This window comes from Nonomuraea sp. NPDC001831, from assembly GCF_042892035.1.
Taxonomy (GTDB): Bacteria; Actinomycetota; Actinomycetes; order Streptosporangiales; family Streptosporangiaceae; genus Nonomuraea.
Window position 1 is genome coordinate 471,729 of the sequence record NZ_JBIATU010000005.1, and the last position, 21,463, is coordinate 493,191.

The window sequence follows — 21,463 nt, forward strand, 5'->3', positions numbered from 1 at the left end:
GCGGGGGGGGCGGCGCCTTGGCGGGGCGCCGTGCGGTGGGGGGGGGGGGGGCGCGCCCCCGTCTGTGGGTTTGGGGCACCGCGGGGGGGGGGGGCCCCCCCGTGGGGGGGGGGCCCCCCGCCGTCGTGTTCCGCGTGCTACCTCAAGGTGACGCGCTTGATGATGATCGGGTTCTTCGGCGCGGTCGAGCCGCCGTCGCCCACGATGTCGTCGCCGTTGACGATGACGCCGTCCTTGGCCACCTTCTCGATGATGTCCAGGCCGGAGCGGACCATGCCGAGCACCGAGTACTGCGGCTCCAGCTGGCCGTTCTCGTCCGACAGCGAGATGGCGAACTGGCTGCTGTTCTGCCCCGACGCGCCGTCGGGCTGGGTCAGGAACACCACGCCCTTGGTGTAGGACATGCCGACGGCCTCGTCGCCGAACACGTAACCGGCCGTGCCCTGCCCGTCGGTCGGGTTCCGGCCGTCGGCCTTGGCCTGCGGGTCGCCGCACTGCAGCAGGTACAGACCGGCCGTCTCCGGCGTCACCAGCCGGTGGCACTTGGTGTTGTCGTAGAAGCCCTTCTTGGCCAGGAACGCCATCGAGTTGACCGAGCACGGGGTCGCGTTCGCGTCGACGTCGATCACGATGTCGCCGTGGTTGGTGCTCACGGTCATCGTCTTGAGCTTGAGGTTGGGCCGCTTGCCCGGCAGGCCGACGAACTTGTTGGGCGCGGAGTCGTCACGCTTGTAGGTGCACGACACCTTGCCCGCCTTCTTGGGCGGCGTGGTGCTCGGCAGCGCCGTCGGGGCGGGGGAACTGGTGCTGGCGGAGGGCGAGGGCGTGCTCTCCGCCGCGACCGTCTTCTTGTCGTCGCCCATCAGGGTGGTCGCGGCGAAGATGCCGCCCGCCACCACGACGACGGCCACGCCCGCGCCGATGAAGGTGTTCCGCCTGGCTTTGGCGGTCTGCTCGGCCGCGCGCCTCGCCTGCCGCTCCTTGTGCTCCCGGGCCAGCTCGCTCTGGCGGTCGTCGCCGCTCACCGGTTGTCTCCTTCATCTTTGCCGACACATGACCAAACAACTCCGCGAATGCTACCGGCCTCCGATATGTGCCGGGCGTAAGTGGCGGAAGCCGCAGAGTGGGGCAAGTGAGGGGAGAACCATTTCGCTGACGCATACGTAGTCCAGGTGGACCCCTCCAAGGAGTGACCGTGTTCGACCAGATCCTCGGCCTGCCGGCCCATCCGCTGATCGTGCACCTCGCCGTGGTGCTGACGCCGCTGCTCGTCCTCGTGGGCGCCGCGTACGCCCTGGCGCCCCGCGTACGGGCCGTGACGGCGTGGGCGGTGGTGCTGCTGGCCGTGGCCGCCCCCGCGGCGGTCCTGGCGGCCAAGGAGAGCGGCGAGAGCCTCAAGCGGGCCCGCTTCACCGGCGTGGACGGCCCGCTCGGCGAGCGCGTCGCCGTCCACGAGGGCTTCGCGACCCCGCTGCTGCTGTCGGCGGCCGGGCTCGCCGCCGCCTGCCTGGCCCTGGTGTACGCCACCACCCCGGCCCGCGGCTCGCTCACCTCCGACCGGTTCGGCAGGCCCGTCACGCTGGTGCTGTCGGCGCTGACGGTCGTCCTGGCCGTCGTGGCGGGCTACTTCTGCTTCCGGGCGGGCGACTCCGGGGCCAGGGCCGTGTGGGCCGCGGCGGGTCTGACCGGCGTGTAATCTCGCGTTGTGGATAGCCTGTTCGATTCGGCGGCTGAGGAGGCCACCCCGCAACCCCTCGCGGTGCGGATGCGCCCGCGCACCCTCGACGAGGTGATCGGCCAGCGGCATCTGCTGGGCTCCGGCACGCCGCTGCGGCGGCTGGTCGAGAGCGAGGCCCCCATGTCGCTGTTCCTGTGGGGCCCGCCCGGCACCGGCAAGACGACCCTGGCCTACGTCGTCTCCAACGTCACCAAGCGCCGTTTCGTCGAGATCTCCGCCGTCTCGGCCGGCGTCAAGGACGTCCGCGCCGCCATCGACAACGCCCGCCGCGAGCTGGGCATGAGCGGCCGGCAGACCGTGCTGTTCGTCGACGAGGTCCACCGCTTCAACAAGGCCCAGCAGGACGCGCTGCTGCCGGCGGTGGAGAACCGCTGGGTCACCTTCATCGGCGCCACCACCGAAAACCCGTACTTCTCGGTCATCTCGCCGTTGTTGTCGCGCTCGCTGCTGCTCACGCTGGAGTCGCTGTCCGACGACGACGTGCGCGCGGTCCTGGAACGCGCGGTGGCCGAGCCGCGCGGCCTGGACGGTCGCGCCCGGCTCGCCCCCGAGGCTCTCGACCACCTGGTGCGCCTGGCCGGCGGCGACGCGCGCAGGTCGCTGACCTACCTGGAGGCCGCCGCGCTGCTGGCCGACGACATCACCGTCGAGGTGGTGGAGAAGGCCGCCGACAAGGCCGCCGTCCGCTACGACCGCCAGGGCGACCAGCACTACGACGTGATCAGCGCGTTCATCAAGTCGATGCGCGGCTCCGACGCCGACGCGGCCCTCCACTACCTCGCCCGCATGATCGAGGCCGGCGAGGACCCGCGCTTCATCGCCCGCCGCATCGTCATCTTCGCCTCCGAGGACGTCGGCATGGCCGACCCCACCTGCCTGCAGACCGCGGTGGCCGTGGCCCAGGCCGTGCAGCTCATCGGGCTGCCCGAGGGGCAGATCAACCTGGCCCACGCCGTCATCCACTGCGCGATGGCGCCCAAGTCCAACGCGGTCGTCAAGGCCATCGGCGCGGCGGTCGGCGACGTCCGCAAGGGGCTGATCGGCCAGGTCCCCGGCCACCTGCGCGACGCCCACTACCCGGGCGCGGCCAAGCTCGGCCACGGCGGCGGCTACAAGTACCCCCACGACTTCGACCACGGCCTGGTGCGCCAGGATTACGCGCCCGAGCAGGTGCGCGACCGCCGCTACTACGAGCCCACCCGGCACGGCGCCGAGGCCCCGGTGGCCGACCGCTGGGCCAGGATCCGCGAGTTCCTGCGCGGCTCCTGAGCCCTGCCCGCGCGCTAGATTGATCGCCATCATGACCGACCACCGCGCGAGCTTCGACGCCCGCATCACCTTCGGCAACGGCGGCGACCTCGCCGTCCACGGCTTCCGCGTCGACCTGCCCGGCCCCGACGCCTCCGAGGACGAGATCGCCGCGCTGTTCGTGGCCTCGCTCGGCCTGCTGATGACCGACGGCGTCGAGCTCGACAACGTCGAGATCTTCGCCGAGCCGCACAAGGGCACCAGGGGAGGGCCCTCCGACCACGCCGCGCAGGCCGCGCCGGCCGCCGGGGGAGTGCTGGTCGAGCTGACCCGCCCGCCCGCCGACGGCGGCACGCACCTGGTCGCGCCCGGCGGCGACCTGACCGGCCTGCCCCTGGCCCGCACCGCCGAACTGCCCGCCGTGGTGGTGCGCGTGGCGGGAGCCGAGGCGCGGGAGGTCGGCGTGGGCGCGCTGGCCGCCTTCGACGTGCGCGGCAGGGCGGTGCTGCTGCACACCGGCGCGCCCGGCGGGGGGCGGCTCACCCCGCAGGCCGCCGAGTGGCTGGCCGGGCGCGGCGCGTCCCTGGTCGGCACCGACGCGGATGGGCTCGACGGGCTCGACGGCGCCGAGGGCTCGGCGGCTCTCGACGAGCTCGACCGGCTTGACGGCGCCGAGGGCTCGGCGGCTCTCGACGTGCTGCTGGCGGCGGGCGTGCCGGTCGTGGAGGGGCTGGCCGGGCTCGACCGGCTGCCGCCCACCGGCGCCCTGTTCACGGCCGCGCCGCCGCTCCTGGAGGGCACCGGGCGGGTTCCCGTACGCGCCTTCGCCCGCGTGCCCGAGCCGTGACAGAAGGCGTGACAGGAGGCGTGACAGGAGGCGGGCCGGGCGGCGGAACGCCTGGTCGGAGCGGCATGTGATCGGTCACGGAAGTGTCCGCAGGTGGCCTCGCCGACGGATCCGGCCCGTTTTCCTCACCGACCTTGTCGCCGGGACGCGATAGGGTTCATGCCGTTCCGGCCCAGCGTACGAGGGAGATGAGCGGATGCTTACCGCTGGAGAGGTCGCCGGGCTGATCGCGGCCACGGGCTGGATTGTCCTGGTCTGCGTTCTCGCCATGGTGCTCGTCAAGCTCGCCAGGCTGCTCACCGAGACCACCAAGGCGGTCTCCGACCTGAACAACCGCCTGGTCCCGCTGCTCGACGACGTGAGCGTCACGGTCAACGAGACCAACAGGCAACTGGTCGCCGTCGAGGCCATCGCCCAGGACGTCAAGCAGGTCAGCGCGCACGCCGCCAAGCTCAGCGCGGTGACGCAGACCATCTTCACGGGCCCGCTGATCAAGGTGTCGTCGCTCGGCTACGGCGTGCGGCGCGCCATCGAGGCCCGCAGGCCCGCCCGGGTGAGGCGGTCCCGGTGATCAGACGGCTGTTCTACCTCTCGCTCGGCGCGTTCCTCGCCTTCTGGGTGATGCGCAGGCTGCAGGCGCTGCACCCGACCCACGTCGTACGGCGCACCGCCGACGGCGCGGCGGGGATGCTCGCGCGGGTGAGAGACTTTACCTCTGACGCGCTCGGCGAGGCCGCCGAGCGCGAAACCCAGTTGCGGGCGCGCTTCGGGCTCGACAACGCTGAAATCGACAACTGACTACCAGCAAAGGATGGCCACAATGGAGTCGGCAGAGATAGCCCGCCGCTTCCTGCGCTTCTTCGAGGAGCGTGGGCACAAGGTCGTGCCCTCGGCCAGCCTGATCGCTGAGGACCCCACGCTACTCCTGGTTCCTGCCGGTATGGTGCCGTTCAAGCCGTACTTCCTGGGGCAGCGCAAGCCTCCGGCGTCACGGCTGGCCACCGCGCAGAAGTGTGTGCGCACCCCCGACATCGAAGAGGTCGGCAAGACCACCCGGCACGCCACCTTCTTCCAGATGCTGGGCAACTTCTCCTTCGGCGACTACTTCAAGTCCGAAGTGATCCCGTTCGCGTGGGAGCTGCTCACCAGGTCCGAGTCCGACGGCGGCTTCGGCTTCCCCGAGGAGCGGCTGTGGGCCACCGTCTACCTCGAGGACGACGAGGCCTACGACATCTGGCGCAACAAGGTCGGCGTGCCCGAGAGCCGCATCCAGCGCCGCGGCCTGGAGGACAACTACTGGCACATGGGCGTGCCCGGCCCCGGCGGCCCCTGCTCGGAGATCTACTACGACCGCGGCCCCGAGTACGGCAAGGAGGGCGGCCCCGTCGCCGACGAGGACCGCTACCTCGAGGTCTGGAACCTCGTCTTCATGCAGTACCAGCTCAGCCAGGTCCGCACCAAGGTCGACTTCGACATCTCCGGCGAGCTGCCGGCCAAGAACATCGACACCGGCATGGGCCTGGAGCGCATGGCGACGATCCTGCAGGGCGTCGACAACCTCTACGAGATCGACACCACCTACAAGATCCTCGACAAGGCGGCCGAGCTCACCAAGACCCGCTACGGTCGCGACCACCGCGCCGACGTGAGCCTGCGCGTGATCGCCGACCACGTGCGCACCGGCACCATGCTGGTCGCCGACGGCGTCATGCCCGGCAACGAGGGCCGCGGCTACGTGCTGCGCCGCATCCTGCGCCGCTCGGTGCGCAACCTGCGCCTGCTCGGCTCCGGCGACGAGCGCTACATGCACGAGCTGACCGACGTCGCGATCAACGTGATGGGCGAGCAGTACCCCGAGCTCAAGGCCGACGCGCCGCAGATCCACGCGGTCATCGACGCCGAGGAGACGTCCTTCCTGGGCACCCTCCGCACCGGCACCGCGATCTTCGACGTGGCCGTGGAGGAGACCAAGCGCAAGTCCGGCTCGACGCTCTCGGGCGACCAGGCCTTCCAGCTCCACGACACCTACGGCTTCCCCATCGACCTCACCCTGGAGATGGCGGCCGAGCAGGGCCTGAAGGTCGACGAAGAGGGCTTCCGCCGCCTGATGAAGGAGCAGCGGCAGCGGGCCAAGGCCGACGCCGCGGCCAAGAAGACCGGCAACGCCGACATCTCCGTCTTCGGCCACCTGCTGGAGAAGGCCGGCAAGATCGACTTCCTGGGCTACGACGAGACCGAGGCCGAGACCACCGTCGTCGGCATCCTGGTCGACGGCGTCAGCGTGCCGGCGGCCGGCGCGGGCACGACCGTCGAGATCGTGCTCGGCCGCACCCCTTTCTACGCCGAGGGCGGCGGCCAGCTCGCCGACCAGGGCGTCATCCGCACGGCGGGCGCCGAGGTCGAGATCCTCGACGTGCAGTCGCCGCTCAAGGGTCTGATCGTCCACCGCGGCAAGGTCCGCAGCGGTGAGCTGAAGGCGGGCGACGAGGCGCAGGCCGAGATCGACGTCGAGCGCCGCCGGGCGATCTCGCGCAGCCACAGCGCCACCCACCTGGTCCACCGCGGCTTCAAGAACGCGCTGGGCGAGACGGCCGCGCAGGCGGGCTCGGAGAACTCCCCGGGCCGCTTCCGCTTCGACTTCACCGCGGCGGGCGCCGTCCCGGCCAGCGTGCTGCGCGACGTCGAGGACGAGGTCAACGCGGTGCTGATCAACGACCTCAAGGTCAACGCGTTCTACACCTCCCAGGCCGAGGCCAGGGCGATGGGCGCGCTGGCGATGTTCGGTGAGAAGTACGGCGACGAGGTCCGCGTGGTCGAGATCGGCGACTACTCGCGCGAGCTGTGCGGCGGCACCCACGTGCACAGCTCCGGGCAGCTCGGCCTGGTCAAGGTGCTGGGCGAGCAGTCGGTCGGCGCGGGCGTGCGCCGGGTCGAGGCGCTGGTCGGCATCGACGCCTTCCGCTTCCTGGCCCGCGAGAGCGTGCTGGTGGCCCAGCTGTCCGAGCAGCTCAAGGCGCGCCGCGAGGAGCTGCCCGAGCGCATCGAGGGCATCGTCACCCGCCTGCGCACCGCCGAGAAGGAGCTGGAGAAGGTGCGCTCGGCGCAGGTGCTCCAGGTGGCCGGTGAGCTGGCGTCCCAGGCCCGTGACCTGCACGGAGTCTCCGTGGTGACACACCGCGCGCCTGATGGCACCGGCGCCGACGATCTGCGTAAGCTCGCGCTTGATGTGCGTGGCAGATTCCCGGCCGACCGGCCGGCGGTCGTGGTGATCGCCGGCGCCCCCTCCGACCGGCCCGTGGTGGTCGCCGCGGTCAACGAGGCGGGGCGCGAGCGGGGGCTCAAGGCCGGAAGGCTGGTCGGCGTCGCCGCCAAGGCTCTTGGGGGTGGCGGTGGCGGCAAGGACGATGTCGCGCAGGGCGGCGGTACGCGGCCCGAGGCGATCGGCGACGCGCTCGGCCTGGTCGAACAGGCCATCGGCGAGCAGATCGGATGACATGAGGTTCGGTTCGCGGATCGGCGTCGACGTCGGCTCCGTACGCATCGGCGTGGCGCGCAGCGACCCCAGCGGGACGCTGGCCACGCCGGTCGAGACCGTGCGCCGCGGCAAGGGCGACCTCGACCGTCTCGCCGAGATCGTCGCCGAGCACGAGGCGATCGAGGTGATCGTGGGGTTGCCCACGTCGCTGTCCGGGCGTGAGGGGCAGGCGGCCGGGCTGGCCCGCGCGTTCGCCGCCGAGCTGGCCGGCCGGCTGGCGCCCACGCCCGTGCGGCTGTTCGACGAGCGGCTCACCACGGTCGCCGCCCAGCACGGGCTGCGGGCCAGCGGCGTACGCGCCAAGAAGCAGCGCGGGGTCGTCGACCAGGCGGCCGCCGTCGTGCTGCTCCAGGACGCCCTCGACTCCGAACGCGCCACCGACAGACCACCAGGCAGGCCCGTCGAACCGCCCCCCGCGGCGGCCGACGGACCTGCCTCATGACCGGGCGGCACCGAAAGGCCCGTCCCGAGGGCATGGCTCGTGCGCAGGCCCCGATGCCGCCCGCCGGGCGTCCGACCGGCGAGGTGGCCGCGTGAGCACCACCCCCGACGACGACGGCGAGGTCATCCCGTTCCTGCGGGCGGACTCCGAGCAGGAGACGCAGCCGGCGGCCGAGGACCCTCCCCGAGGCGGCCGGCAGCCGACGGCTGGACACCCTGCCGGCAGCAGCCCGCAGTGGGCCGACGAGGAGCCGCCCAGCAGCGGCCCGCGGTCGGCAGGCGAGGAGCCATCCTCAAGCAGCACGCAGTTGGCCGGTGAGGGGCCGTCCGGGGGCGGCCCGCGGTCGGCTCGCGAGGAGGCTCCCGGAGGTGGCTCGCGGCCGGTGGCCGGGGGGGCCGCCGGGAGCGGCCCGCGTCCGGTCGGCGCGGAGCGTGCCGGGAGCGATCGGTCGTCGCGTCGTGGCCGGGCCCTGGGCAAGGCTGGGCTGGTGTCCGCCGCGCTGGTCGCCGCCCTGGTGGCGGCGGGCGCGGGCGTGCTCACGGTGGTCAGGCCGTACCTGAGCCCCGAGGACTTCGAGGGCGTGGGCAGCGGGACGGTGACCGTCCGCATTCCGCCCGGGGCGAACGCCGAGGACATCGGCACGGCGCTGGCCGACGCCGGCGTGGTGGCCAGCTCGCGTTCGTTCGTGAACGCGGCCCAGGAGCGGGCCGTGGCCAACCGGCTGCGTCCCGGCCACTACCGGCTGCGCAAGGGCATGGCCGCGGGCGCGGCGCTCGACCTGCTGCTCGCGCCCGCCTCCCGGATGGTCAGGCGGGTGGCGGTGCCGGAGGGGCTGCGCGCGGCCGAGGTGCTGCGGCGCGTCGCCCAGCTGGCCGCGCTGCCGCTGAAGGAGCTGCAGAGCGTGGACAAGAGCCTGCTCGGGCTGCCGTCGTACGCGCCCGGGATCGAGGGTTTCCTGTTCCCCGCCACGTACGAGGTCGAGCCCGGCGACAAGGCGGTGGACGTGCTGGCCGCCATGGTGGAGCGGTGGGGCGTGGCCGCCCGGCAGATCCACCTGGCGGAGCGGGCCCGGCGGCTCGGCCTGACCCCGCTGGAGGCGCTCACGGTCGCCAGCCTCGTGCAGGCGGAGGGCGGCACCGACGCCGATTACCCCAAGATCGCCAGAGTGATCTACAACAGACTCAAGAGCAACACGCCGCTGGAGCTCGACACCACGGTCCTGTACGCGCAGAACCGCCGGTCACTGAAAGTCACGGAGAGCGACACCAAGGTGAACTCGCCCTACAACACCTACCACCGCCGCGGACTGCCGCCGGGGCCCATCGCCAATCCGGGTGAGAAGGCGCTGCTGGCGGCCCTGAATCCAGCCGCGGGTGATTGGCACTGGTTTGTGACGACGGATCCGGCGCATAGAATCACCAAATTCACCAACAAAGAGAGCGAGTTCGTGAGATACCGGGAAGAGTTGAACAAGAACCTCGGGACGGACTGATGTTCGGCGGGACCCCCCCTGTGCCCGCGCAAAAGCCCCATACCGGGTCATGCGCCCTCTTCCCATCCCCTAGCATGGCTACCCAGAGTGATCTCCGCTGGTCGTGGGAGCATGCCCGGCGGATCCCCCCGTTTCGCCCGGTGAGCTCCGCCGGTTCGGCACAACCGCTTGACGCCGAACGGGCCGTACCGGGAGATTGGCCAGCGCAGCTATGAGCGATCTCGACCTGAACTCCCTGCTCGGCACCGAGGACGACGAGGGCCGGTCCCGGCGCCGTGCCCGCGGCTCCGGCAAGCGCGGCGGCAACCGCCGCCGGCGCAGACGTCGTAACCGGGGCGGCTTCATCGCGCCGTTGCTCGCCTTCGTCGTGCTGGCGGGCATCATCGGCGGCGGCGGCTACTACGGCTACCTATGGGTCAGCGACGCCCTCGTGCCCGACGACTACACCGGCCAGGGCACCGGCGAGGTGACCGTCGAGATCAAGGACGGCCAGAGCGCGTCGGAGGTGGCCGAGGAGCTGGTGCGCCTCGGCGTCGTGGCCAGCGCCAGGGCGTTCAGCACCGCCATCGGCAACGCCGGCAAGAGCGGCTCGCTCCAGCCCGGCCAGTACAAGATGCGCAAGAAGATGTCGGCGGCCGACGCGGTGGCGATGCTGAGCCCCGAGAACAAGCTGCTGGCCAAGGTGGGCGTCAAGGAGGGCCTGAGGCTGTCCGACACGCTGACCACGCTGGCCAAGGCGACGGGCAAGCCGGCCAAGGGGTTCGCGGCCGCGGCCAAGGACACCGCCGACCTCGACCTGCCGTCGTACGCCAAGGGCAAGCTGGAGGGCTACGCCTTCCCGGCCACCTACGAGTTCCCGCCCAACGCCACCCCGGCCCAGATCCTGGGCGCGATGGTCAAGCGGTTCAACCAGACGGCCGACGAGGTCGACCTCGAAGGCGGCGCCAAGGCGCTGGGCCGCAAGCCCCAGGACATCGTGGTCATCGCCAGCATCATCCAGGCCGAGGCCGGCCGGTTCGAGGACATGCCCAAGATCGCCCGCGTCATCTACAACCGGCTCGACCGCGACCCGGAGATGAAGCTGGAGATGGACAGCACGGTCATGTACGCGCTCAACAAGTACCGCACCGCCGCCACCATCGCCGAGACGAAGACCAAGAGCCGGTACAACACGTACATGTACCTCGGCCTGCCGCCGGGCCCGATCTCGAACCCGGGCCAGCACGCCATCGAGGCGGCGCTCAACCCGGCCAAGGGCGACTGGCTCTACTTCGTCGCCACCGACCCCAACAGCCGCGTCACCAAGTTCGCGACCACCGAGGCCGAACGCCAGGCGCTGCTGGCCGAGTACAAGCGGAACGGCGGCTGACCTCCGCCGCGGGAGCCGCCTGACGAGCGGCGGCCCCGCGGCGTGGTAGGAGTAGGGACCGTGTTCCCGGAAGGAGTGTCGATGCGGGCTGCGGTCATGGGCTCGCCGATCGGGCATTCGCTCTCGCCCCACCTGCACAGGGCCGCCTACGCGGCGATGGGGCTCGACGGGTGGAGCTACGAGGCGATCGAGTGCGACGAGGCGCGGCTGCCCGGCCTGCTCGCCGGGCTGACCCCCGTGCGCGGGCAGCGCGACGGCGAGCTGGGCGGCGAGCAGGGCGGTGAGCTGGGCGGCGAGCAGGGCGGTGAGCTGGGCGGCGAGCGCGCCTGGGCGGGGCTGTCGCTGACGATGCCGCTCAAGCGCGCCGTGCTGCCGCTCCTCGACACCGTCTCCGACCTGGCCGTCGAGGTGGGCGGGGCCAACACCGTGGTCTTCGCCGACGGCCTGCGCCACGGCCACAACACCGACGTTTACGGCATCGAGCAGGCGCTGGCCGAGGCGGGCGTGCCCGCGCCGCGGTCGGCGACCGTGCTGGGCGGCGGCGCCACGGCCGCCTCCGCGCTCGCGGCCCTGCGCAACCTGGGGCTGTTCGCGGCCACGCTGCTGGTCCGCGACCCGGCCAGGGCGGGGGAGACCGCCGAGGTGGCCGAACGGCTGGGCGTGGCGCTGGCGGTGGAGACGTTCGACAAGCTCGACGCGTACACGGGGGTGGACCTGGTGGTCTCCACGCTGCCCGCGGGGGCCGCCGACGCCTTCGCCGGGCGGCTGGCCCGCGTGCCGGCGCTGTTCGACGTGGTCTACGCCCCCTGGCCCACCAGGGCGGCCACGGCGGTCCGCGACGCGGGCGGCACGGTGGTCGGCGGCTTCGCGATGCTCCTGCACCAGGCGGCGCGGCAGGTGGAGCTGATGACCGGCCGTCCGGACGTGCCGGTCGAGGCCATGCGCGCGGCGGGCGAGGCCGAGATCGCCCGGCGGGCCGCGGCCCGTCCGCAGTGATCTTCCCGATGATTACCCGCGCCGGCGGGATGATTCGAGGCGCCTGCGTGGTTGTGGTAATGTAGCTCTCTGATCGGTCCGGCATGCCTTGCTGGACGCGCAAGCGGAGGTCTCCCTCCCACCCGAGTCGCCGAAAGGTGGCCGGGTCCAGGATCACGCCGGACTCTCCGGGGAGCTCGAGGCCACGAAGCCACAGAGCTCAGTGGCCCCGCATGCGCGACGTGCGGGGCTTTTCGCGTCTTCGGCGCGGAAGGCCCCCGCCACGACGAGCACGTAGGGATCGCAAACCTAGGAGGCCCCATCAGCACTGAGCCCCGCATCAACGAGCGTATCCGAGTTCCCGAGGTTCGCCTCGTGGGCCCGAACGGCGAGCAGGTCGGCATCGTCAGCATTCACGACGCGCTGAAGCTCGCCCAGGAGGCCGACCTCGACCTCGTCGAGGTCGCGGCCACGGCTCGACCGCCCGTGTGCAAGCTCATGGACTACGGCAAGTTCAAGTACGAGTCCGCGATGAAGGCGCGCGAGGCGCGCAAGAATCAGGCGCACACGATCATCAAGGAGATCAAGCTCCGGCCGAAGATCGACCCGCACGACTACGAGACCAAGAAGGGTCACGTGGTGCGGTTCCTCAAGGCGGGGGACAAGGTCAAAGTCACGATCATGTTCCGCGGGCGTGAGCAGTCCCGGCCGGAGCTCGGCTTCCGGCTGCTGCAGCGGCTGGCCGAGGACGTCCAGGAGCTCGGGTTCGTGGAGTCCCAGCCCAAGCAGGACGGCCGTAACATGATCATGGTGATCGGTCCGCACAAGAAGAAGGCCGAGGCCAAGGCCGAAAAGGCTGCCGCCAAGGCGCAGCGTGGCGGCGAGGAGCTTCCCGCATCGGAAGAGGAGTCTTCCGTGCAGGCGGCGGAACCTTCCGTACAGGAAGCGTGACCTGCAGCCGGGGTTAGCCTTACAGCACGCGCCCCGGCAGCCACCGGCAGACGAACAAGCCGCGACCGGGCCGGCCAGCACCGGCCCGGCCACCGGCACGACCGAATTGAGGAGAGACGGCGACATGCCGAAGATGAAGACGCACAGCGGTGCGAAGAAGCGGTTCCGGCTCACCGGCACCGGCAAGCTCAAGCGCCGCCGCGCCAGCCGCGCGCACTACAACGAGTGGAAGTCGTCCACGCTGACGCGTCGTCTCAAGGGTGAAGTCGTCGTTTCGCCGGCAGACACCAAGAAGATCAAGAAGCTGCTCGCCAAGTAGCGCGAACCCCCGGGGAGAAGAAACATGGCACGCGTGAAGCGGGCGCTCAACGCCAAGAAGAAGCGCAAGGTCGTCCTCGACAGGGCGAGCGGTTACCGTGGCCAGCGGTCGCGGCTGTACCGCAAGGCCAAGGAGCAGATGCTCCACTCGATGACGTACGCCTACCGGGACCGCAAGGACCGTAAGGGTGCGTTCCGCCGTCTGTGGATCCAGCGGATCAACGCCGCTGCCCGCGCCAACGGCATCACCTACAACCGCCTGATCCAGGGCCTGCGCCTGGCCAACATCGAGGTCGACCGCAAGATCCTCGCTGACCTCGCGGTCAACGACGCCTCGACCTTCGCCACGCTCGTCGAGGCCGCCAAGAAGGCGCTGCCGTCGAACGTGAACGCTCCGGCCACCGCGAGCTGAGGTCGCCTTCAGGCACAGAGGGCCCACCGTCACGGTGGGCCCTTTTGCTGTATCCACGCACGATCAGGGGGAGAGCATGGCCGGGTCCGAGCTGACCAACGTGAAGTCGCCGAGGGTGAAGGCCGCACGCAGGCTCACCAAGCGCGCCTTCAGGGAGCAGGACCGCCGGTTCCTGGCCGAAGGGCCGCAGGCGGTGCGCGAGGCGCTCAAACTCGACGGGGTGACGCTGGAGCTGTTCACCACCGCCGAGGCCGAGCTGCGGCACGCCGAGCTCGTCACCCAGGCCACGCTGCAGGGGGTGCCCGTCCACCGGGCCAGCGGCGAGGTCATGTCGGAGCTGTCCCAGACGGTGACCCCGCAGGGGCTGCTGGCGGTGTGCCGGCTCGTGCACGTGCCGCTGGAGGAGGCGCTGGCCGGGCAGCCGAAGCTGGTCGCGATGCTGGCGCACGTACGCGACCCGGGCAACGCCGGCACCGTCATGCGGGCGGCCGACGCCGCCGGGGCGGACGCCGTGATCTTCACCGACGCCTCCGTCGACCCCTACAACGGCAAGTGCGTGCGCGCCAGCGCGGGCAGCCTGTTTCATCTGCCGGTCGTCATCGGTGCACCGGTCGCCGCCGTCGTGCGTCAACTGAGGGAGCGGGGCATGCGCGTGCTGGCGGCCGACGGCGCGGGCAAGCACACGCTCGACGACGTGGATCTTTCCGGACCGACCGTGTGGATCTTCGGGAACGAGGCCTGGGGACTGCCGGAGGAGATACGCGCCGAGGCGGACGATGTGGTCAGAGTGCCCATCTACGGACAGGCTGAAAGTCTCAACCTGGCCACCGCCGCGGCGGTGTGCCTTTACTCCTCCGCCAGGGCTCAGCGAGTGCCCTAGGCGGCCGGAAACCCGCTATTGTCGGCGTTGTAGGCGGAGGAGGCGAGGTCGTGCACGGCGCAGAAACCGACGGGCGAGTGGTGGCCGCCGCGTGCACGATCTCCATCGACGACCTCCCCGACGGTCTTATCGTGACCGACCGATATGGGTGCGTGCTGGCCGTCAACCGGGCCGCCGCCCGGCTCACCCGGGTCGCCATGGAGCGCGCCGTGGGCCGGGAGATGAACGAGGTCTTCCCCTTCCGCGACCACGACGGGCGCGAGTGGTGGAAGGCGCTCGATCCCGAGGGCGGGCTGCGTACCAGGACCAGGGTCCCCGAGCGGCCGCTGCACCTGCCGGGCGGCCAGGAGCTCTACGTCGCGGCCCGGCTGGTGCGCGAGCCCGAGCGCGGCGGCGAGGTCGAGCGGGTCACGATCACCCTGCGCGACGGCGGCGCCCGCGCCCGGCTGGAGCGCAGCCGCGCCGACCTGGTCTCCACCGTGGCCCACGAGCTGCGCTCGCCGCTGACCAGCGTCAAGGGCTTCACCGCCACCCTGCTGGCCAAGTGGACGCGCTTCACCGACGAGCAGAAGCGCGTCATGCTGGAGACCGTCAACAACGACGCCGACCGCGTCACCCGGCTCATCACCGAGCTGCTCGACGTCTCGCGCATCGAGTCCGGGCGGCTGGAGGTGCGCCGCCAGGTCGTCGACCTGCCGGCCAGGGCGCGCCGGCTGGTCGCCGGCCGGGTCGCGGCGGGCGACTCCGAAGACCGCTACCGCCTGATCGTCGGCGACCGCCTGCCGGAGATGTGGCTCGACCAGGACAAGATCGACCAGATTCTGGGTAATCTGGTGGAGAACGCGGTGCGCCACGGGCGTGGCACCGTGACGATCGAGATCGAGTCCGTCGGATGGGGAGTGGCCGTGTCGGTGCGCGACGAGGGCGAGGGCATCGAGCCCGAGCTGGCTCCGCGCGTCTTCCGGCAGTTCTGGCGGGGCGGCAACAGCCGCAGGCGCGGCGGCACCGGGCTCGGCCTGTTCATCGTGAAGGGCCTGGTCGAGGCGCACGGCGGCACGATCACCGTGCAGCGCGCGCCCGAGGGCGGCGCGGAGTTCCGATTTACCGTGCCCACCGGCACACCCGACTTCGCCACGGTCTGAAGCCCCGAGCGGCTCGACACCCGTCGAAGTCGGTCCGGTGGGCGGGCCCCACTAGACTCGTTTCCGCTCAAGCCCTGGATACGGAGCTCACTCTTGTCTGACTACGACCCCGTCGAGGTGACGCCGTTGCATGCCGACGAGCTGTCCCGCATGGAGGCCGACGCCCTCACGGCGATCAAGGCGGCCGACAGCCTCGACGCACTCAAGCAGGCCAGGCTGGCGCACGCGGGCGACCGCTCGCCCATCGCCCTGGCCAACCGCGAGATCGGCGCCCTGCCGCCGGCCGCCCGCGCCGAGGCCGGCAAGCGCGTCGGCGGCGCCCGCAGAGCGATCGGCGAGGCGCTGGCCGCCCGCCAGGCCGAGCTGGAGGCCGAGCGCGACGCACGGGTGCTCGTCGAGGAGACCGTCGACGTCACCCTGCCCTGGGACCGGCGGCCGCGCGGCGCCCGTCACCCGCTGACCACGCTGCAGGAGCGCATCGCCGACGCGTTCGTCGCCATGGGCTACGAGGTCGCCGAGGGCCCCGAGCTCGAAGGCGAGTGGTTCAACTTCGACGCGCTCAACATCGCCCCCGACCACCCCGCCCGCTCCGAGCACGACACGTTCTTCGTGGACTCCACCGAGTCGGGTATGGTGCTGCGCACCCAGACCTCGCCGGTGCAGATCCGCGCGCTGCTCCAGCGCGAGCTGCCGGTCTACGTCATCTCGCCGGGCAAGACGTTCCGCACCGACGAGCTCGACGCCACCCACACCCCGGTCTTCCACCAGACCGAGGGGCTGGCCGTCGACGAGGGCCTGACCATGGCCCACCTCAAGGGCACGCTCGACAGGTTCGCCGAGGTCATGTTCGGCGAGGGCATCACCACCCGGTTCCGGCCGAACTACTTCCCCTTCACCGAGCCGTCCGCCGAGATGGACCTGAAGTGCTTCGTCTGCCGCGGCGCCTCGGCGATCCCCGGCAACCCGCCGTGCCGCACCTGCAAGTCCGAGGGCTGGATCGAGTGGGGCGGCTGCGGCATGGTCAACCCGCGGGTGCTCATCGCCTGCGGCGTCGACCCCTCGCGCTACTCCGGGTTCGCGTTCGGCATGGGGATCGAGCGCACGCTGATGTTCCGCCACAACGCCGAAGACATGCGAGACATGATCGAGGGGGACGTGCGCTTCACGCTCCCGTTCGGAATGGAGATCTGATGAAGGTCCCGCTCTCCTGGCTGCGGGAGTACGTCGATCTCCCGGCGGCCACCGCGCACGAGGTGGCCGACAGGCTCACCATGGCCGGGCTCAAGCTGGAATCCATCACCTCCTACGGCCACGACGTCAAGAACGTCGTCGTCGGCGAGGTGCTGGAGATCGAGGAGCTCACCGGCTTCAAGAAGCCGATCAGGCACTGCAAGGTCGAGGTGGGCGAGGCGACGCCGCGCGAGATCGTCTGCGGCGCCACGAACTTCGTCGCCGGCGACCGCGTCCCCGTCGTGCTGCCCGGCGGCGTGCTGCCGGGCGGGTTCGAGGTGGGGGCGCGCAAGACGTACGGGCGCATGTCCGAGGGCATGATCTGCTCCGAGCGCGAGCTGGGCCTCGGCGACGACCACAACGGCATCATGGTGCTGCCCGCCGGCACGCCCATCGGCACCGACGTGGTCGAGCTGCTCGGCCTGCGCGACGACGTGATCGAGCTGGAGATCACGCCCGACATCGGCTACGCGCTGTCCGTCCGCGGCGTGGCCCGCGAGGTGGCCACCGCGTTCGGCGTGGCCTTCCGCGACCCGGCCGACGTCGAGGTGCCCGCCGAGACCGAGCCGTCCTGGCCGGCCTCCATCGGCGACCCGACGGCCTGCGACCGGTTCGTGCTGCGCGAGGTGCGCGGCTTCGACCCGGCCGCCCAGAGCCCGCTGTGGATGCGGGTGCGGCTGAGCCGGGCCGGCATGCGCCCGGTGTCGCTGGCCGTCGACATCACCAACTACCTGATGCTGGAGCTGGGCCAGCCGCTGCACGCCTTCGACCGGTCGAAGCTGACCGGCGAGATCGTCGTCCGGCGGGCTCGGGAGGGCGAGCGGCTGGAGACGCTCGACCACGTCGTGCGCGAGCTCGACCCCGACGACATCCTCATCACCGACCAGTCGGGCCCGATCTCCATGGCGGGCACGATGGGCGGCCTGGAGACCGAGATCTCCGACGGCTCGACCGACATCGTCATCGAGGCCGCCCACTTCTCGGCCACCGGCATCTCGCGCGAGTCGCGCCGGCACGGGCTGGTGTCGGAGGCGTCCAAGCGGTTCGAGCGCGGCGTCGACCGTGAGCTGCCGCTGGTCGCCTCGTGGCGGGCGGTGCGCATGCTGGCCGAGCTGGGCGGCGCGACCGTGCAGCCCGGCGTGACGCACGCCGAGGTCGACGTCACGCCGGCGCGCATCGCGATCCCGGCCGGTCATCCGTCGGCCGTGGCGGGCGTCCCGTACTCCAAGGAGGTCGTCGTCGGCCGCCTGGAGCAGGTGGGCTGCCTGGTGACCGACGGCGACGACCCGGCCGTGCGCGAGGGCGGCGTCGACCCGACCGGCGTCGTGACCGGCGGCGAGCTCGCCGCCAGGCTGGCCGTCACCGGCCCCGACATGATCACGGTCACCCCGCCGTCGTGGCGGCCCGACCTTACCGACCCCAACGACCTGGCCGAAGAGGTCATCCGGCTCGAAGGCTACGACCGGCTGCCGTCGGTGCTGCCCAGCGCCCCGGCGGGCGCCGGGCTGACCGAGGGGCAGCGGCTGCGCCGGCGGGTCGGCCGGGCGCTGGCCGAGGGCGGCTACGTCGAGGTGCTCAGCTACCCGTTCATCGGGGCCGACGACTTCGACCGGCTGCAGCTGCCCGCCGACGACGCGCGACGCCGGGCCATGCGCCTGGCCAATCCGCTGTCGGAGGACGAGCCGCTGATGCGCACGACGCTGCTGCCCGGCCTGCTCAAGACGCTGGTCCGCAACGTCGGGCGCGGCTTCGGCGACGTGGCGCTGTTCGAGACGGGCGCGGTCTACCGGCCCCGGGAGAACGCCCCCGCCGCCGCTCCGGTGCTCGGCGTCTCGCGCCGTCCCACCGAGGAGGAGCTGGCCTCGATCGAGGCGGCGCTGCCCGACCAGCCGCTGCGGGTCGCGGTCGTGCTGGCCGGGGAGTTCGAGCGGTCCGGCTGGTGGGGCTCGGGCCGGCAGGCCTCGTGGGCCGACGCCGTGCAGGCCGCCCGGCTGGTCGCCGCCGAGTCGCGGGTCGAGCTGTCCATCAGCGCCGACCAGCACGAGCCCTGGCACCCGGGCCGGTGCGCGGCCCTCTACGTGGGCGACACGCTGGTGGGGCACGCCGGTGAGCTGCACCCGCGGGTCATCGAGGCGTACGGGCTGCCGCCGCGCACCGCCGCCATGGAGCTGGAGCTGTCGCGGCTGGAGTCGGGCATGCCCGGGCCGGTGCAGGCGCCGCCGGTGTCGCCGTACCCGGTGGCGACGCAGGACGTGGCGCTCGTCGTGCCCGACTTCACGCCGGTGGCCGACGTGGAGGCGGCGTTGCGCGACGGTGCCGGCGAGCTGCTGGAGTCGGTACGGCTGTTCGACGTCTACGCGGGTGAGCAGGTGGGGGAGGGGAACAAGTCGCTCGCCTACACGATGCGGTTCCGGGCGGCGGGCCGTACGTTGACGGTCGAGGAGACGACGGCGGCCAGGGATGCGGCGGTGGCGATGGCGGCCGACCGCGTGGGCGCCCAGCTCCGCAGCGCCTGAGACGATCACAGGGGGGCCGGTACGGATCGCCGTACCGGCCCTTTCTACTTGCGGCGCCGGCCGAGGGCGGTGAGGTCGATGTCGATGTCGAACGGCACGGTCAGCTTGAGCCGGTCATGGTGGACACCGGTGCCGATGTAGGTACCGGTGGCGGGGTCGAGCTCGTAGACGTAGACCACAGGCAGCGCGCTGGCCTTCTCGATGCGCCAGAAGTGGGGGATGCCCGCCTCGGCGTAGAGGGTGGGCTTGCGCTTCCTGTCGCGCTCCTCGGAGTCGGGTGAGACCACTTCGACGGCGAGGATGACATCTTTGGCTTGGTAGCAGGTCACCGCCTCATCAGAGGGCGCTTCCGGCCCCAGAACGATCAGGTCGGGCTCGGGCCGCTGCTTGGGCCCCAGCTTAACGGTCATCTCCTGACAGACCTGGAGGTGGTCGAGTGCGGCATCGGCGAGCGCTTGGTGCAGACCGAAAATCACGTTGTGGTGGAAGCGTTGCTGGGGGCTCACGAAGACCAAGCTTCCATCAATCAACTCTGTGTGCGCAGGCAGATCCGGAATGTGATCGAGGTCTTCGGCGACGTAGCCCTGCGGCGGAGGGAAGGCCCAGTCCGGGAGTGAAGAAGAGGACTCCATCTTGAGGATCACCGCTTCGGCAGTCATGGTCCAACGCTAACCAATGTATTCCGTGCACGCTCGGTGAACGAACGTACACGTGTGCAACTCGCGGGAGAATGTGGGGCATGAGGCAGTTGCTGGTGTTCGGCGAGCGTGGGGATGCCGAGGAGGTCGCCGAGACGCTGGGGGAGTGGTTCCCGGGGCTCGGCGTGCCGCGGGTGGTACGGGAGACGCTCGCGGGTGAGGACGACGCCGAGGACGCCCAGTGGCTCGTCGTCGTGGAGGGGCTCGACGAGCAAGCCCTCGGCCAGGTCGATGAGCTGGTGGAGCGGTACGACGGTTGGCGGGAGCCGGAGTAGGGCCCCGCGCCGGCCGATGGGTCGGCCGGTCGGTCAGGCCGGGGTGGGCCGGTCGGTCAGGCCGGGGTGGGCTGGTCGGACGGCTGTTCGAGGCGGCGGGCGCGTTCGGCGATCGCGTGTTCGTCGGTTCTGGCGTCGTAGCGGCGGAACCCGGGCAGGGCGGCGGCCAGGCCGAGGACGGCGCCCACGCACAGCAGGCCGCCCGCGCCCAGCGAGAAGCGGGTGCCGCCGAAGTTGGCCATCAGGCTCGCGCGGGCGTTGCCCAGCATCGGGCCGCTGGCGTACGACAGCAGCTCGATGCCCGCCAGCCGCCCGCGCAGCTCCTGCGGGATGGTCTGGTTCCACATCGTCGTGCGGAAGATGCCGCTGATCATGTCGGCCGCGCCGGCCAGCGCGATGCACAGGAAGACCAGCCACACGCTCGGGGCCAGCGCGGTCAGCGTCATCGCCACCCCCCACAGCGCCGCCGCGACGATCACGCCGAGGCCCTGCCGCTGGACGCGGGCCGTCCAGCGGCCGGTCACCGAGGCGGCCAGCGCGCCCACGGCGGCGGCCGAGTACAGCAGGCCGAGCGACTCGGGCGAGCGCAGCTCGTCGGCCAGGAACGGGAACAGCGCGTTGGACATGGCGAACACCATGGCCGCGATGTCCACCAGGTACGTGCCCATGAGGTCGCCGCGACCGGTGGCGTACCGCACGCCCTCGACCAGCGACCTGAGCGAGGCGGGCGCGGCGTCCTCGACGGGCGGCAGCGAGCTGATGCGCCACAGCAGCGCCAGGGACAGCACGAAGGTCGCCGTGTCGATGGCGTAGGCGACGTGCGTGCCGAGGTGCACCAGCAGCAGGCCGCCCAGCGCCGGGGCGACGATCGCGCCGACGTTCCAGCGCAGGCTGTTCAGCACCGCCGCCGCGGCCTGCTGATCGTGCCGGACCACCTGCTGCATCACCGCCTCCAGGCTCGGACGCTGCAGGCAGGCGATGCCGGTGGACAGGGCGCCCATCACGTACAGGACCCAGACCTGCGGGTGGGGGAGCATCGCGTTGACCACGAGGGCGGCGGTGGTGACCAGCAGGCCGAGCTCGCTCAGCACGATGATCCGGCGGCGGTCGAGCGCGTCGGCGATCGCGCCGCCCCACAACCCGCACACCACCATCGGCACGAACTCCGCCAGGCTCATCAGCCCGACCGCGACGTAGGAACCGGTCAGCTCCTTCATCTGGTACGGCAGCGCCACCATGGTGATCATCGTGCCGAACATGGTGACGACACCGGCGCCGAACAGCAGCCGGTAGTCGCGGGAGTCGCGCAGCGGGCTCAGGTCGGGGGAGAGCTGACGGAGCAGGCGCATAAGTGGCACGAAGTCTGATTGTCGGACCACGTCCGCGATGAGGGCA

Annotated in this window: 21 protein-coding genes; 18 read left to right on the forward strand and 3 right to left on the reverse strand. The window is 71.6% G+C overall.

The features are described 5' to 3' along the window. Window positions 1-137: 137 nt before the first annotated feature. Window positions 138-1,025 (reverse strand): peptidylprolyl isomerase, encoded by an 888-nt coding sequence (locus ACFYYW_RS20215; RefSeq protein WP_352327841.1) that lies wholly within the window; start codon window positions 1,023-1,025, stop codon window positions 138-140. 170 nt (window positions 1,026-1,195) lie between these two features. Here ACFYYW_RS20215 and ACFYYW_RS20220 point away from each other — a divergent pair, with 170 nt between their 5' ends. From ACFYYW_RS20220 to ACFYYW_RS20300, 17 genes are all read left to right on the forward strand, one after another. Beyond that, window positions 1,196-1,696, forward strand: coding sequence for a hypothetical protein (locus ACFYYW_RS20220; protein ID WP_387650517.1), 501 nt, complete (start codon window positions 1,196-1,198; stop codon window positions 1,694-1,696). Between the two features lie 9 nt (window positions 1,697-1,705). Continuing rightward, window positions 1,706-3,007 (forward strand): replication-associated recombination protein A, encoded by a 1,302-nt coding sequence (locus tag ACFYYW_RS20225; protein WP_352327839.1) that lies wholly within the window; start codon window positions 1,706-1,708, stop codon window positions 3,005-3,007. A gap of 31 nt (window positions 3,008-3,038) precedes the next feature. After that, window positions 3,039-3,833: a cyclase family protein gene (locus tag ACFYYW_RS20230; protein WP_387650519.1), complete on the forward strand. Its 795-nt coding sequence runs from the start codon at window positions 3,039-3,041 to the stop codon at window positions 3,831-3,833. A 196-nt stretch (window positions 3,834-4,029) separates the two neighbouring features. After that, a complete protein-coding gene (locus ACFYYW_RS20235; protein ID WP_352327837.1) occupies window positions 4,030-4,404 on the forward strand; it encodes a DUF948 domain-containing protein in 375 nt (124 codons plus the stop codon). After that, window positions 4,401-4,631, forward strand: coding sequence for a hypothetical protein (locus ACFYYW_RS20240; RefSeq protein ID WP_352327836.1), 231 nt, complete (start codon window positions 4,401-4,403; stop codon window positions 4,629-4,631). Before ACFYYW_RS20235 ends, ACFYYW_RS20240 begins: the two co-directional genes overlap by 4 nt. Window positions 4,632-4,653: 22 nt before the next feature. Next, window positions 4,654-7,326 (forward strand): alanine--tRNA ligase, encoded by a 2,673-nt coding sequence (gene alaS, locus ACFYYW_RS20245; RefSeq protein WP_352327835.1) that lies wholly within the window; start codon window positions 4,654-4,656, stop codon window positions 7,324-7,326. Between the two features lies 1 nt (window position 7,327). Further along, the gene (gene ruvX / locus ACFYYW_RS20250) at window positions 7,328-7,810 is read left to right on the forward strand and encodes a Holliday junction resolvase RuvX (RefSeq protein ID WP_352327834.1); all 483 of its coding nucleotides are present in this window, start codon (window positions 7,328-7,330) and stop codon (window positions 7,808-7,810) included. A 91-nt stretch (window positions 7,811-7,901) separates the two neighbouring features. Continuing rightward, window positions 7,902-9,302, forward strand: coding sequence for an endolytic transglycosylase MltG (mltG, locus tag ACFYYW_RS20255; protein ID WP_387650522.1), 1,401 nt, complete (start codon window positions 7,902-7,904; stop codon window positions 9,300-9,302). A 211-nt stretch (window positions 9,303-9,513) separates the two neighbouring features. Continuing rightward, complete coding sequence (gene mltG / locus ACFYYW_RS20260) at window positions 9,514-10,671, forward strand: endolytic transglycosylase MltG (protein ID WP_364416809.1); 1,158 nt, start codon at window positions 9,514-9,516, stop codon at window positions 10,669-10,671. An 81-nt stretch (window positions 10,672-10,752) separates the two neighbouring features. Further along, window positions 10,753-11,667, forward strand: a complete 915-nt coding sequence (locus ACFYYW_RS20265) for a shikimate dehydrogenase family protein (protein WP_387650524.1) — start codon at window positions 10,753-10,755, stop codon at window positions 11,665-11,667. 300 nt (window positions 11,668-11,967) lie between these two features. Continuing rightward, window positions 11,968-12,597, forward strand: coding sequence for a translation initiation factor IF-3 (gene infC, locus ACFYYW_RS20270; protein ID WP_364394191.1), 630 nt, complete (start codon window positions 11,968-11,970; stop codon window positions 12,595-12,597). A gap of 124 nt (window positions 12,598-12,721) precedes the next feature. Continuing rightward, entirely contained in the window at window positions 12,722-12,916 is a 195-nt protein-coding gene (gene rpmI / locus ACFYYW_RS20275; RefSeq protein WP_125635662.1) for a 50S ribosomal protein L35, read from the forward strand. Between the two features lie 24 nt (window positions 12,917-12,940). Continuing rightward, entirely contained in the window at window positions 12,941-13,327 is a 387-nt protein-coding gene (gene rplT, locus ACFYYW_RS20280; protein ID WP_352327919.1) for a 50S ribosomal protein L20, read from the forward strand. Window positions 13,328-13,403: 76 nt separating this feature from the next. Next, window positions 13,404-14,207 carry a TrmH family RNA methyltransferase gene (locus tag ACFYYW_RS20285; protein ID WP_387650526.1) on the forward strand — a complete coding sequence of 268 codons (804 nt, stop codon included), beginning with the start codon at window positions 13,404-13,406 and terminating at the stop codon, window positions 14,205-14,207. Window positions 14,208-14,257: 50 nt separating this feature from the next. Continuing rightward, window positions 14,258-15,349 carry an ATP-binding protein gene (locus ACFYYW_RS20290; protein ID WP_352327921.1) on the forward strand — a complete coding sequence of 364 codons (1,092 nt, stop codon included), beginning with the start codon at window positions 14,258-14,260 and terminating at the stop codon, window positions 15,347-15,349. Window positions 15,350-15,499: 150 nt separating this feature from the next. After that, entirely contained in the window at window positions 15,500-16,540 is a 1,041-nt protein-coding gene (pheS, locus tag ACFYYW_RS20295) for a phenylalanine--tRNA ligase subunit alpha (RefSeq protein ID WP_352327928.1), read from the forward strand. Beyond that, window positions 16,540-19,095 carry a phenylalanine--tRNA ligase subunit beta gene (locus ACFYYW_RS20300; RefSeq protein ID WP_387650529.1) on the forward strand — a complete coding sequence of 852 codons (2,556 nt, stop codon included), beginning with the start codon at window positions 16,540-16,542 and terminating at the stop codon, window positions 19,093-19,095. Before pheS ends, ACFYYW_RS20300 begins: the two co-directional genes overlap by 1 nt. Before the next feature lie 44 nt (window positions 19,096-19,139). Here the strand turns inward: ACFYYW_RS20300 and ACFYYW_RS20305 are convergent, their stop codons facing one another. Continuing rightward, window positions 19,140-19,754: a Uma2 family endonuclease gene (locus tag ACFYYW_RS20305; protein WP_387650530.1), complete on the reverse strand. Its 615-nt coding sequence runs from the start codon at window positions 19,752-19,754 to the stop codon at window positions 19,140-19,142. An 80-nt stretch (window positions 19,755-19,834) separates the two neighbouring features. Between ACFYYW_RS20305 and ACFYYW_RS20310 the strand changes: the two genes are divergently transcribed. After that, on the forward strand, window positions 19,835-20,068 hold the full coding sequence (locus ACFYYW_RS20310) for a hypothetical protein (protein WP_352327924.1): 234 nt from the start codon (window positions 19,835-19,837) through the stop codon (window positions 20,066-20,068). A gap of 56 nt (window positions 20,069-20,124) precedes the next feature. Here ACFYYW_RS20310 and ACFYYW_RS20315 read toward each other — a convergent pair whose 3' ends face one another. Then, entirely contained in the window at window positions 20,125-21,417 is a 1,293-nt protein-coding gene (locus tag ACFYYW_RS20315; protein ID WP_387650532.1) for an MFS transporter, read from the reverse strand. Window positions 21,418-21,463: the final 46 nt, after the last annotated feature.